At 38.8% G+C, this 13,644-nt stretch carries 10 protein-coding genes; 4 read left to right on the top strand and 6 right to left on the bottom strand.

Annotation, left to right across the window (positions count from 1 at the left end; genetic code table 11):
* Nucleotides 1-4 precede the first annotated feature (4 nt).
* The 4 genes from mscK (F8M47_RS05140) to seqA are packed head-to-tail and all read right to left on the bottom strand — an operon-like array spanning nucleotide 5 to nucleotide 8,653.
* Nucleotides 5-3,316, bottom strand: a complete 3,312-nt coding sequence (gene mscK / locus F8M47_RS05140; protein WP_150539108.1) for a mechanosensitive channel MscK — start codon at nucleotides 3,314-3,316, stop codon at nucleotides 5-7.
* Nucleotides 3,317-3,330: 14 nt separating this feature from the next.
* Nucleotides 3,331-6,675 carry a mechanosensitive channel MscK gene (gene mscK, locus F8M47_RS05135; RefSeq protein WP_150539107.1) on the bottom strand — a complete coding sequence of 1,115 codons (3,345 nt, stop codon included), beginning with the start codon at nucleotides 6,673-6,675 and terminating at the stop codon, nucleotides 3,331-3,333.
* Nucleotides 6,656-8,083 carry an o-succinylbenzoate--CoA ligase gene (gene menE / locus F8M47_RS05130; RefSeq protein ID WP_150539106.1) on the bottom strand — a complete coding sequence of 476 codons (1,428 nt, stop codon included), beginning with the start codon at nucleotides 8,081-8,083 and terminating at the stop codon, nucleotides 6,656-6,658. Before menE ends, mscK (F8M47_RS05135) begins: the two co-directional genes overlap by 20 nt.
* A 9-nt stretch (nucleotides 8,084-8,092) precedes the next feature.
* Nucleotides 8,093-8,653, bottom strand: coding sequence for a replication initiation negative regulator SeqA (gene seqA, locus F8M47_RS05125; protein ID WP_150539105.1), 561 nt, complete (start codon nucleotides 8,651-8,653; stop codon nucleotides 8,093-8,095).
* Nucleotides 8,654-8,775: 122 nt separating this feature from the next.
* On the opposite strand from seqA, the gene F8M47_RS05120 reads away from it, so the two are divergent.
* The 3 genes from F8M47_RS05120 to F8M47_RS05110 all read left to right on the top strand — a co-directional run bounded on the left by F8M47_RS05120 (nucleotide 8,776) and on the right by F8M47_RS05110 (nucleotide 11,287).
* Entirely contained in the window at nucleotides 8,776-9,561 is a 786-nt protein-coding gene (locus F8M47_RS05120; protein ID WP_150539104.1) for an alpha/beta fold hydrolase, read from the top strand.
* 7 nt (nucleotides 9,562-9,568) lie between these two features.
* Nucleotides 9,569-10,294 carry a carboxy-S-adenosyl-L-methionine synthase CmoA gene (cmoA, locus tag F8M47_RS05115; RefSeq protein WP_150539103.1) on the top strand — a complete coding sequence of 242 codons (726 nt, stop codon included), beginning with the start codon at nucleotides 9,569-9,571 and terminating at the stop codon, nucleotides 10,292-10,294.
* A 204-nt stretch (nucleotides 10,295-10,498) separates the two neighbouring features.
* A complete protein-coding gene (locus F8M47_RS05110; RefSeq protein ID WP_150539102.1) occupies nucleotides 10,499-11,287 on the top strand; it encodes an enoyl-ACP reductase FabI in 789 nt (262 codons plus the stop codon).
* A gap of 75 nt (nucleotides 11,288-11,362) precedes the next feature.
* On the opposite strand, the gene F8M47_RS05105 is transcribed toward F8M47_RS05110, so the two are convergent.
* A complete protein-coding gene (locus tag F8M47_RS05105; protein ID WP_150539101.1) occupies nucleotides 11,363-11,572 on the bottom strand; it encodes a hypothetical protein in 210 nt (69 codons plus the stop codon).
* Nucleotides 11,573-11,629: 57 nt separating this feature from the next.
* Here F8M47_RS05105 and F8M47_RS05100 point away from each other — a divergent pair, with 57 nt between their 5' ends.
* On the top strand, nucleotides 11,630-12,838 hold the full coding sequence (locus tag F8M47_RS05100) for an IS256 family transposase (protein WP_150539100.1): 1,209 nt from the start codon (nucleotides 11,630-11,632) through the stop codon (nucleotides 12,836-12,838).
* On the opposite strand, the gene F8M47_RS05095 is transcribed toward F8M47_RS05100, so the two are convergent.
* Nucleotides 12,801-13,644: RHS repeat domain-containing protein (locus F8M47_RS05095; RefSeq protein WP_208790030.1), on the bottom strand; the 844-nt coding region annotated here is incomplete at its 5' end. The genes F8M47_RS05100 and F8M47_RS05095 overlap by 38 nt on opposite strands.

Genomic DNA, 13,644 nt, shown 5'->3' with positions numbered 1-13,644 from the left:
CTTATTATGCAAAATTTTCACTAAATTTGACCGCTTGTTGCTGTGTTTTATTTACACCATGCATATTGACATCTAGCTGTTTGAAAGCGAATCGAATTTGATTTTGTTTTAGTAATTCCGTAATTCGATAATGTAAGAACGTCAAAGTCTCCGAACGATCGCCTAATTCTCCTACAAACACTTCAATTTCATGTTCTAACGCATTTTCGTTAAAACGTAAAATATTGATTGCAGGTTTTGGTTCTGCCACTACTTTAGGCGCTTCCGCAATCGCTTGCAAGATTAATTCTCTTGCTTTTTGCAGGTTGTCGTCTAAGTGTACATTTAGGAAGAATTGTAAACGTGTAATCGTATTATTTAACGTCCAGTTAATAAAACGATCGGTGACAAATGCCTGATTTGGTAATACCACTTCCATATTATCGGAGTTGATTAACGTGGTAGACCGCAATTTAATTTCGGTAATTATCCCTGTGTATTGTCCAACGGTTACCTTATCACCTACTCGAATCGGGCGCTCAAATAATAAGATTGAGCCTGAAACGATACTGCCAAAAATTTCTCGCACCCCGAACCCCAAACCTACTGACAATGCGGTAAAGATCCACTGGATTTTAGTCCATGAAATACCAAGCGCAGAGAACGCCGACACGCCACCGACGATCACAGTCATATAAATAAATATTGTGGTGATCGTTTGTGGCGTACCTTTCGACAATTTGATACGCGAGAATAGAATTACTTCTAAAATACCCGCAATATTTTTAATTAGGACGTAAGTCACCACCACATACAACAACGCTCGCATTAAATTTAGCAAGGTGATTGATTCAACTTTTACACCATCATTGCTTTCAAATAAAATCACACCATCCAAATAATAAGCAATACTAATCAAATCTGACCAAACGATATAAAGTAGTGCAAATAACATTACCCACCCAATTAAATCTGTCACACGGAAGATTTGTTGGTTTACGACCGAAAGTTTAATGCTCTCTTCTTCTTTTATATCGTCTTTATGCGCTTGATCCGTTGCTTGCTGCTCTCGGATTTTCTGACGTTTTTCTTGTAAACGACGATAAGCTAAACGACGAGCAGAAATCGTTACTGCACGATAAGCAAAATAGCGCCCAAAAACCCAAATTAGAATCACAAAATAGCTATTCAATAAATGGGTGATCAAATAAATTGCAGTATAGTAATAGCCCAAAACGATCAACACAATCAATGAGATCGGCACAACGATCAACACTAAACGCAATAGCTTAAATAAACTTACATTGCGAATCGTTCCATCTTCTGTTTTAGCATTTTGGTATTCGGTGATCCCTCGGTCTAATAATGGGCGTACCACAAAAAGGCATAACGCCAATGCCACAATCGACATCACCTGACCAATTACATCATTTGGGTAACCGATCATCTCAATTTGAGATGGAATAGATGAAATAAGTAATAAGCCGATAATCCAAATTGATTGCTTAATAATTCGCTGGAAAATACGGTTACTTTCTTGTGGCATACCGAAGTGACGATAAGCCAATCCATTTGGGCGTAACAGTGATAACACTGTCGCAAAAAACCACCAATATAAGGTTAATCGTACTCCCCAACGCCATGCAGAAATCGGATCGTCAAAGAATAAAAACGCAATCAAGTTATAAGCGGTAAAAAACATTAACGTACTTGGTAAGGCTAATAATAGCGTCCAAAACATTGCCTCTGGCGTATGCCAATGGCTGTCGTTTTTTAACGTATTCACTTGGCTAGCAATCTTAGACAAGCGGTCTTTTATTGCTTGTTTTTTCCAATTTAGCAAAAAGGAAATCAATAAAAAGAAGGCCGTAAATAGCGCTGTTGGTAAGATATTCTTACTCACATTGCTAAAACTCACATAATGCGCCAACTCTGTAATTTCCGAAATTGCCAATTTAGGAAATGCTTTAATCCAATCTAGCCCCATTGGATTATTACTGTTTACCCAGAAACTTTGTTGTTGCAATTTACGCTGTAACGCACCGCTAATTGAGTCAATTTGATTTTGATTATTTTCAATATTAATCGAAACATTCAACTGACTATTCAACGATTTAATAATGTCATCCAGTAATTTTTGGCGCTCTTTTAACAGTTTGCTAAGTGCCAAATTTTCTTCATAAGTCAGCGGTTCTTCCAATTCTAGAGTAAGTCTTTGAATATAATCTTCAAGATCATATAACTGATCACGTATTTGTGAATATTCGAAAATATGCACACGAACATTAGCAATCGACGTTGCTAAATCATTGTTTAATTTTGCCGTCGGCAGTGCCTGCATTTGTTGGTTAATCACCTTAGACAGCACTAGTGTACCTTGCAAAGCACTAATTTGCTCTTCAATGTTACGTTGTGCTTGGGTTAAACCTTCCAACACATTTTTTGTGCGCAGATCGTCCTGCGACAACGTATTTAGCGTCTGTGTTTGTTTTACTAAAAATTGGCTTAGCTCTCGGTTATATTCTAATTCATCTTGAATTAAGAAATTCTGAATACCACTCGTCACTTGTTGATTTTCAACTTGTTGTGCTTTTTTTTCTGATTCTTGCAAGCGCTTCGCATTCAATACTTCTTGCAAGACAGTGAGTTGCTTTTGCAATAATTGTTGATGGGCGGTAGCTTCACTTCGTTTTTCTTCATCAAGATCGATCAACTTCTCCGCATTGGTAGTCAGTAATGCGTTAAATTTATTATTTGCTTCAATGTAATCTAGTTCGGCATTCCATCGATCAATACTTGCTTTATTCGCCTGATTATTATTTTTTAAGCGGGTAATTTCTTGAATACGTGCAACATTGCCCTCAGTCGTTTTTTGACTATTTAGTAAATGATTACGTATATTGGATATACGGCTATCCAACTCACTTAAGGTCACTTGTACCGATTGCAATTTAGTTTGCGTATCCGCCTGTTTTTTACTTAATTCATCTAACGAAAGCCCATTAAACGCACTGTTTTTGAGTGAGTAGGTTTCTTCTTCGTACGCCTTGATACGAGCCTCAATTTCTAACAGTTCTTTTGGTAGCGTTTGTAATTGTTTTTCTAAAGCTTCAATATCATTTTTTTGCTTTTTCGTTTGCTCAATAAACTGCAAAGCAGTGTTGAGAGTTTGTGAATCGTCCGCTTTCGGCTCCGCCTCAAGTGTTCCTGTTTGTAACGCACTAATTTGGTTACGCACACTCGCTTCTACGGCTTGCTGTTGGGCTGTTTCAGCCAACGCAAACGGAGTAAACAAACTAGAAAAGAGTATGAATTGCCAGGCTTTCTTAAACATCATAAGTAAGCTTATCCTTAATTCTTGTCGTTAAATTTCTCTGTTGCCCATTTAACTTCTTCATTGGTTTCTTGGTTTTTAATAAAAATATCCAATTGGTTAAAGGCAATCTCAATATTATGTTCAGCAAAAAGCTGATTGATACGTCGATTTAATTCATCTATTGTCGTGGTTCGCTCACTAATTTGCCCTACGTGTACTCGTAATTCGTGATCTAATGTACTCGCACCAAAAGTGAGAAAGTAAACTGCTGGCGCAGGCTCTTTTAATACGCTTGGATGCTCTTCGGCTGCTTGTAATAACAAACGTTTAACTAAATCTAAATCTGAACCGTATGCCACGCCAACACTGATCACCAAACGGGTCATTGAAGAGGTTAATGCCCAGTTTACGATACGTTCCGTAATAAATGCCTTATTCGGCACAATGACTTCTTTTTTATCCACATCAATTAAAGTAGTCGCACGGATACGAATTTTTGACACGGTGCCATTAAAATCGCCAATGGTAATCATATCGCCAATACGTACAGGGCGTTCAAATAAGATAATGATCCCCGACACAAAGTTTGCAAAAATTTCTTGCATACCGAAACCTAAACCCACAGATAATGCGGTAAATAGCCATTGCAATTTAGACCAAGACATCCCCAATGTTGCGAAAGCAAACACCGCGCCCAGCATAATCAGTAAATAAGTAAGCAAAGTTGTGATCGTATAAGGCGTTCCTTGCGAAAGCTTCAAATTAGAGAACACCAGTGCTTCCAATAAACCGCTTAAGTTTCGGATCAACACATAGGTAATAAATAAAATTACAAAGGCGACAAGCAAGTTCAGAAGCGTAATCGATTCCATTACCACACCATTTGCAGTTTCTGTTGCTTGTTGCCAAAGTGTTACACCATTTAAATAATACGCAACAGTAATTAAATCAGACCATACCCAATACAATAAGCCAAATAACGTCGCCCAAAGTAGCATATCTGTCACTTTTAGCATTTGATTCTTAATTTCACTTACTGCCATGGTATCGTCGTGCAATTCTAGAATATCACTTTCCGATTGGATAACCTGTGCTTCATTACTGCTTGCTTTTGCCTGTAATTGCTCTCGTTTTTCTTGTAAACGGCGATAAGCCAAGCGACGTGAAGCAATATTAAAGGTGCGGTAAAACACATTTCGTAAAATAATCCATGTGATCACAGCAAAATAGGTCGAAACTAAATGCTCAATAATCACTAACGAAGTGTAGTAATAGCCTAAAACGATCAAGACAATTAATGCAATTGGAGCCAGAAGTAAAATTGCACGAACAATATTTAATAATACATTACGCGGGCTTTCTTCGTCTTTTTCTGCCACATTTTGATAAGTCGAGATCGCTTGTCGGAAACCTGGCGCAACAATAAATACAATGCTAATTAATACAATAATACTAAAAGCTTCACCAAGCACATCATAAGCAATGCCCATATTTGTTACATTACTCAGTACGGCGGTATTTAGCATCAAGCCGATCACCCAAACCGATCGTTTCAAAATATCAAGAAAGACCGCATTACTTTTTTGAGGCATATTAAAATGACGGAAGCCAATTCCATTCGGGCGAAGCATTGCCGCCATAAAGGCAAAATAAAACCAATAGCCCGCCATTTTGAGTCCCCACGGCCAAACTTCGGTTGGATCAAAGAAGCAAATGTAGGTAACTAAAATAAACGCTATTAAAAATGCAAATGTACTTGGCAAGCACAAAATCAGTGTCCAGAAAATCGCCTTTGGCGTATTCCACTGACTATCTGTTTCCACCGTTTTCATGCTGTTATTAATTTTGGTTAAACGCTGTTTGATCTGCTCTTTACGGCGAATAATCAAAAAGATCCCCAGCGCTAACAACAGCTCTAATAAACTAGCAGGCACCACATTGTCTTGCCAATTAGAAAAATCAAACTTCTTCGCTAAATCATTTAGCTGAAATCCTGCCATAGGTAAAAAATTCTTAAACCAATCTAAATCCATTGGGCTATTACTTTTCACCCAGAAACTTTGTTGCTCTAATTTCTTTTGTAGCGTGTCACTAATCGTTTGAACTTGTTGTTGATTTAATTCAATATTAATTGATAAATTAAGTTGATTATTTAAAGATTTAATCACTTCCGCCAAGATTGTTGAACGCTCGGTTAAAATGGTTTTTAACTGCGCTTTTTCTTTTTCTGAAAAAGTAACCTTTTCTTCTTTTTCTAATTGAGCAATATAAGCATTAGGATCTGAAATGGCGTCTTTAAATTCAGTCATATCAAACACCCTTACGCGCAAATCTGCGATCTGTTTTGATAAACCTTTTACCATTTGATCTTGTGGTAAGGATTGGCGTTGCTTATTAATAATGCGAGAAAGTACCAGCGTACCTTGCAACGAACTAATCTGCTCTTCAATATTACGCTGGGTTTGTTGTAGATTATCAAGCACGCCTTTAATACGCAGATTATCTTGCGATAACTGCGCCATTTCAGTGGTCTGTGCTAATAATGTCTCACTGATTTTGGTATTTAGATTAAGCTCTTTTACAATCCGTGGATTGGTCTCTGAATTGATATTTTTTTGCTGAGATTGGGTCGCCTGCTCAACTTTATTTTTCGAATCTTCCACTAATTTAGCATTGATCGCCTCTTGCAAATTAGCTAATTCTGTCTGTACATTTTGTTGTGCAACACGTTGCTCTTCTAACTGGCTGTTATATAACGCAGTCAAATCATCGCTACCGCCTAGCAGCAACTGGTTGTAACCATTTTGCAGCTCCAACAAAACTAATTCTGCTTCTAACTTTGTTTTTCTCACATTTGACGTATTAGCATCGGCCAACAAGGTATTAATTTCTTGTTTGCGACTCGCATTGTTCATCAGTGTAGTTTGAGCTTTATCGGGCACAGCATTTTGCACCACTAGCTTAGCATTAATATCTGTAAGCGCCTGTTGGATCGTGTCATTTTGTACTTGAGCATTTGCCTGCGCTTTTTGTAATTCCACCAGAGAACGTTGTGAAAGTGTATCTACACTTGGTACTTGTACACTTTTTTGTTTAGTAATCGCTGCTTGGCTGGCTTTCAACACTTGTTGAGAAGTCTTAATGCTTTTTTCTAAAGCTTCGTTATCGGCCTTTTGCTTACTGATTTGAGCAAGCAATGATTGCGTTTCTTCAAGATCATGAATAAGCGTTTTGTTGCTATCGTTTTGCTCCAGCTTTTTTGCTTCATTAATTTGCGCCTGAAGATCTTTTTCAGTTGGCAAGTCTGCTGCCCACCCCACTTGGCTAGCTAAAGCAAATAGCATGCTAAATAAAAAAGTATTAAACAGACGTTTGATCATTCGATTTTCCTAATAATTGAATAAGTGCTATTTTTAACTGCGCACGTGAAATTTTTATATTGCCCTGAGGCTGAGTTTGAACAGCCGCTAATGGATAATAAGCGATAGGTTGTTTAAATTTTTCGAGCTTATCCGCAAGCCAAGCGGTCAAATCCTCACAATTTTTTGCAAATTCGCCTTGGCTAAATTGCAGGATGGCGACAGGTCGCTGTCCAAATTCCGCATCTTCGACAGGTAAAACAAACACTTGATTCACCCGCCCTGATTGATAGATGACTTTTTCAACATCTTCTGGTTGAATATTTTCCCCACCTGAAATAAACATATTATCCAGCCGCCCTTTCACCACTAATTTACCCGAGGTATGCCATTCGCCTCGATCTTTGGTCTGAAACCAACCTTCGGTATTAACAAGCGGTCGAATTTCACCATTTTTTTGCAAATAGCCTAACGCTAACCCACTCCCCTTTACCCAAATTTCATCATCCACCAATTTAATAAACCGCCCTGTTAGCGGATAGCCAACATTATCCAGTTCATTTTCTACTGCACAAATAGTCGATGCCATTTCGGTCATACCATAACCCGAATAACAAGTAATAGCTTGTTGTTGTGCTTGCGCCACTAGCGCTTGCGGGATCGCAGCCCCACCTAACAAAAATCGCTGTTTTATCGGCGCTTGGCTCGTTTTGTTTTGTAAATAACGTTGAAGTTGCGTTGGCACCAATGAAGCGTGTGAAACTTGATCTAAACAGGCGAAAAACTGATCTTTCTGTTCATTAATGACTAGCGTTGCCCCTTTTAATAACCAGCGCCACACAATGCCTTGTCCTGAAACATGGAACAGTGGCAAACTCAACAACCAAGAGTCTGTATGGCGAAATGCGGTTAGCTCACACACCCCTTCTGCATTGTCCAAATGATTTTGCGCTGAATGCACCACTGCTTTCGACATACCTGAAGATCCCGAGGTTAATGTGAGCGTGGCAGGCTTAGTCGGTTGCCACTGAGAAAACGGATAAGCGGTCTGATTTTGCTGAAAATTTGTGAAATGTTGATCGGTCATCAATAGGCTAATGCGATATTCAGTAAGGATGGTTTCACGCTGGCTTTCACTTAAAGCTGGATTGAGCATCAAAATTTTGGCACCAAGTGCAATCGTTGCGCAATAACAAAGCAAACCAATTAACCGATGCGAGCCTGAATAGGCAATTATTTGTTCAGGTTTAGCACCTTGAGCCACTAAAATAGTTGCGGTTTGTGCAACAAGCTGATGAAACTCGCGCCAATTGAGCGAAGAATTAAGAAAGGGAAAATCTTGACCATTTCCCTTTTTCCACACAATAGCTTGCTGTTGTGTAGCATTCACAGCCCAATAAGCGGTCGGAAAAAGGGAAAAATTTACCATACAAAATGATTAAGAGAATAGCTGACGAATGCGTTCGATTAAGTGTTTTGGAAGCTCCATTGATTCCATTACACCTGTTAAAATCAAGCCTTTACGAGCGGTGTTGTTGTTCGTTACTACCCAAAATGGCGAATCAGGGATCTGTTTTGCTTTTACACTGCTACCATGGCTTAATAGCGCTTGTTCGCTTGTCGCAAAATAAGTACGTTCTGTGCCGGTAACCACGGCAGTTGCTTGCGCAAATGCAGCGGCATTTGCGTGGTGTAATGCCGATAAAAGCATCAAAAAGCGCGCAACGTTTTTGCTCTCGTTCACAAATGAATCTGATTTCAAAACTTTCTCAACTTTTTGCACTGTTTTTTCAATGAGATCTTCTTTTTTAGCTTTCGCTTTTGGTTTAGCTAATTCTTTTAATTCATTAATCGTATTTTGCTGAACCAGTACAAAAGGTTGGGGGGATGAAGGTAAACGCAACAGACGACGTAAAATATCTGACGCACTTTCACCAATTGCTTGGGTTCTGCTAGCAATGTAATGATATAATTCATCATCGACTTCGATCGTTTTCATCTTAACCTCTGGATATTTTGTTTTGATTTACTTGATTAGAAAAAAATTCCCAGCATTATAATACAGATTACAGATCTTTTTACAGGATCTTAACCAAATAACTGAATAAAAAATAACAACTTATGACAGAAAATCACATTCTTAATTATCAATTCCAACTTGCAACTGCAAAACCCCATGCCCCAACCATGGTATTTTTACACGGCTTATTCGGCGATATGAATAACCTCGGCATTATTGCTCGCCAATTTAGTGAACAATTTAATATTTTACGAGTGGATCTGCGCAACCACGGTCAATCTTTTCATGCTGATGAAATGGATTACTACTTGATGGCACAAGATCTTCAAACGTTATTGCATCATTTAAACTTAGTCGACAATATTGTGATCGGTCATTCTATGGGCGGCAAAACCGCAATGACACTGGCGCATATTGCGCCCACTTTGGTGGAAAAATTAGTAGTAATTGATATCGCTCCTACCGCTAATCCAACTCATCGTCATGATAATAATTTTGCTGGATTATTTGCGATTAAAAATGCCCAGCCTGCTAATCGCCAGCAAGCAAAAGACATTTTAGCGCAATATGTAAAAGACGAAGGCGAACAACAATTTATGTTAAAAGCGTTCGATCCACAAAAGCCTGACTATTTCCGTTTTAATTTAACGGCAATTAAAAATAACTATGCCAATTTAATGGGCTGGGAACAGGTGTTTTTTGCTAAACCGACCCTTTTTATTAAAGGTGGTGCTTCTGATTATATTCAGGCAAAAGATACTGAAACCATTTTAGCGCAATTTCCCCAAGCAAAATCGTTTGTGATTGCCAATGCACAACATTGGGTGCATGCTGAAAAGCCTGAAACTGTCGCGAGAGCTATTCAAAAATTTTTAGAAAAGGAATAACAGAAAAATGAGCAAAGATACAATTTTTTCCGCACCAATTGAAAAGCTTGGTGATTTTACTTTCGATGAATCAGTCGCCGAAGTCTTCCCAGATATGATCCAACGTTCTGTACCTGGCTATTCTAATATTATCACTGCAATTGGGATGTTAGCACAGCGTTTCGTTAGCGAAGGATCGCACGTGTATGATTTAGGGTGTTCTCGTGGAGCAGGAATCTTATCTATTCGTCGCAATTTACAAACCAATAACGTGAAAATTATTGGGGTAGATAATTCGCAACCGATGGTTGAGCGCTGTCGTTCACATATCAATGCTTACCATTCTGAAGTGCCTGTTGAAATTTTATGCGATGACATTCGCAATATCGAAATTAAAAATGCTTCGATGGTCGTGCTTAATTTTACTTTACAATTTTTGCCACGCACCGATCGTCTTGCGCTACTAACCAAAATTTATCAAGGGCTAAATCCAAACGGTATTTTGGTGTTATCCGAAAAATTCACCTTTGAAAATGAAACGATGAATGAACTATTGATTGATTTACACCACACTTTCAAGCGTGCCAATGGTTATAGTGAACTCGAAGTAAGCCAAAAACGTACTGCACTCGAAAATGTGATGCTCACTGATAGTATTGAAACACACAAAAATCGCCTCACACAAGCAGGCTTTGCACAGGTTGAACTTTGGTTTCAATGTTTTAACTTTGGCTCAATGATCGCTGTGAAATAAGTAAACGGTCGAATTTCACGAGAAAGCTGTAAAAAACTGCTCGGATCAGACAGCTTATGCAAGCTGAGAAATGAGGAAATTTGCGTAAGCGGTCGTTTTTTCGGTATAATTTGCAAAATTTCGTAGGGGCGTATCGCATACGCCCTTTGTTTTATATGAAGTAAGCGTAATATACGCTTCAATAATCTTCAAAAGGAATCAAGCATGAGCTTTTTAACAGGTAAACGCATTTTAGTCACGGGTCTTGCAAGCAACCGTTCTATCGCATACGGTATTGCGAAAGCGATGAAAGCGCAAGGTGCAGAACTCGCATTCACTTACTTAAACGATAAATTACAACCACGTGTTGAAGAGTTTGCGAAAGAATTCGGTTCAAATATCGTATTACCATTAGATGTAGCAACAGACGAATCAATCCAAAACTGCTTTGCTGAATTAAGCAAAAAATGGGAAAAATTTGATGGTTTCGTACACGCAATCGCATTTGCGCCAGGTGACCAATTAGACGGTGACTATGTAAACGCAGCAACGCGTGAAGGCTACCGCATTGCACATGATATCAGTGCATATAGTTTTGTGGCAATGGCACAAGCTGCTCGTCCATTCTTAAATGAAAACGCAGCACTTTTAACTTTAAGCTATTTAGGTGCAGAGCGTGCAATCCCTAACTATAATGTAATGTGTTTAGCAAAAGCATCATTAGAAGCAGCAACACGTGTAATGGCAGCAGATTTAGGTAAAGATGGCATTCGCGTTAACGCAATTTCAGCAGGACCTATCCGCACACTTGCAGCATCAGGTATCAAAAACTTCAAGAAAATGTTAGCCGCATTCGAACAAACTGCAGCATTACGTCGTACTGTTACTATTGATGATGTAGGTAACTCAGCTGCGTTCTTATGTTCAGACTTAGCTTCTGGTGTGACAGGCGAAGTATTACACGTTGATGCAGGTTTCAGCATTACTGCAATGGGTGAATTAGGCGAAGAATAATCCTTCTGCTGAAAACCACTTAAAACCAACGATCCTAAAAAGCAAACCCCAAAGTAAACACTTTGGGGTTTTGTTTTATCGTTTAAGATGAGGCTCGCTGACAGAAAGATCGTTAAGGTCAATCTCTTCCAAAGGCTGTTTTAACCATGACACCGCACTTAATCGCCAATCGTTGATTGTGTCAATATGGGTAAAATGTAATTGGAATACCCGCCCATTGCCGTCAATAATGGCTTTTGGTGCTTGGATTGTGTTGTCGTAAATAAATTGCTGGAGCCTATACAATAATTTGTGTAAATACCTGTTTCTGAGATAATGACATCAGACACAGGTATTTTTATTATGAACGAAAAACAACTCAAAGCCTTGGCAGCAGAGCTTGCCAAAAACCTCAAAACACCGGAAGACCTCAATCAACTGTCTCGGATGTTGAAAAAAATCACCGTAGAAGCCACGTTGAATGCCGAGCTTACCGACCATCTCGGTTATGAAAAACATCAGCTGCGAAAGACCAAAAACATGCGTAATGGTTATAGCTCAAAAACGTTACTTTGTGACGAAGGTGAAATTGAAATCGCCATTCCACGTGATAGAGAAAGTACCTTTGAACCGCAATTAATCAAGAAAAACCAAACCCGTATCACAGGGATGGATGAACAGATAATTTCCTTATATGCCAAAGGGTTAAGTAATCAAGAAATTGTCGAGATGTTTAAGGAGCTCTATGACGCGGATGTTTCCCCGAGCTTGATTTCCCGTGTGACCGATTCGGTAAAAGAGCGTGTGTTGGCATGGCAAAATCGCCCGTTAAATGCCGTTTATCCTATCGTTTATTTAGATTGTATTGTGGTGAAGGTTCGTCAAGAGGGACGTATTATCAATAAATCGGTTTTTGTGGCTTTAGGCGTGAATCTAGATGGGCATAAAGAGCTATTAGGCTTATGGATTGCGGAAAATGAAGGTGCTAAGTTTTGGGCAAATATATTAAGTGAGCTAAAAAATCGAGGGTTACAAGATATTCTGATTGCCTGTATAGACGGTTTAAAAGGCTTTCCTGAAGCAATAAATGCAGTTTACCCCGAAACTAAAATTCAGCTCTGTATTGTCCATATGGTACGTAATAGCTTACGTTTCGTCTCATGGAAAGACTATAAAGCCGTGACCGCAGATTTAAAATTGGTTTACCAAGCATCTACAGAGGCAGTGGCATTAGAAGCGCTTGCTGCTTTTACGGCGAAATGGCGAGATAAATATCCGTTAATATCAAAAAGTTGGCAAGAAAAGTGGAGCAATATCGCTACGTTGTATACCTACCCTGAAGATATACGCAAAGCCATTTATACCACGAATGCGATTGAATCATTAAATAGCGTAATTCGCCGAGTGATTAAAAAACGTAATGTATTCCCGACAGATGAGGCTGTTTTTAAGGTGGTATGGTTAGCAATCAAAGATGCATCAAAGAAATGGACAATGCCGATTCAAAACTGGCGATTGGCAATTAATCGGTTTATTATTGAATTTGGTGACCGCATAAGCGATCACCTTTAAGTGGAAATAGGTGTTTACACAAAATTTGGGATAGGGTCCTTGTTTTAGGATTTTTTAACTTATTTGTAACACACTCTTCTACACATTGATCTTTTGATACTTTATCACAATGATTAATTGAAAATGAGTCCTCTTTCATTGTTGTTGGGCGACTATCGGTAGGTTTCCAGCTATCTTCAGGCTTACCAAAAATTTTTTGAGTTGTACTACTGCAATACATATTAGCTGAATTATTTCCTGTACATAAATAGGTATGGTTAAATATTGGTGGCGCACTTGTACCAGATGGTTGACCTAGCCTTCTTGTGCACATATATGTTGCAAGTCCTAATGGATCTACCCAATGTTGAGTATTTCGCGCGAATAAATACAAATTCTCTCCGCCATCTAACCCAATCGGGTCTTGGTTAACAAACCGCCCTAAAATTGGGTCATAAAAACGGAAGAAGTTATAGTGCAAGCCAGTTTCTTTATCAAAATATTGATTTTGTAATCTAAACGGTTGGTGAGCGGTGTGATTTTCACGGCTAGGCTTGAGTTGCCCCCAGGCGTAATAATTGCCTTTCCAAATTATATTACCCTGACTATCCGTCATTTCTCTTGGAATACCAATTTGATCGCAGTGGAAGTAATTTACAACTTGCTTATCACCCTCATTATAAACTTGCGCTAAAGGCTTATAACTGTTCAGGTGGCTATAAATATAGTTATAAGTGCGGTCGGTTTTGTGATCGATTTCTTGCACAAGATGGCTACCGTCCCACACAAATTCGGTAACTAATTCGTGTTGTTCACCAGTAATTTTT

The sequence above is a fragment of the Actinobacillus vicugnae genome, assembly GCF_901687125.1.
GTDB lineage: Bacteria > Pseudomonadota > Gammaproteobacteria > Enterobacterales > Pasteurellaceae > Actinobacillus > Actinobacillus vicugnae.
The sequence above is the reverse complement of the archived record's forward strand: the minus strand, read 5'-3'. Positions and strand labels throughout refer to the sequence as shown.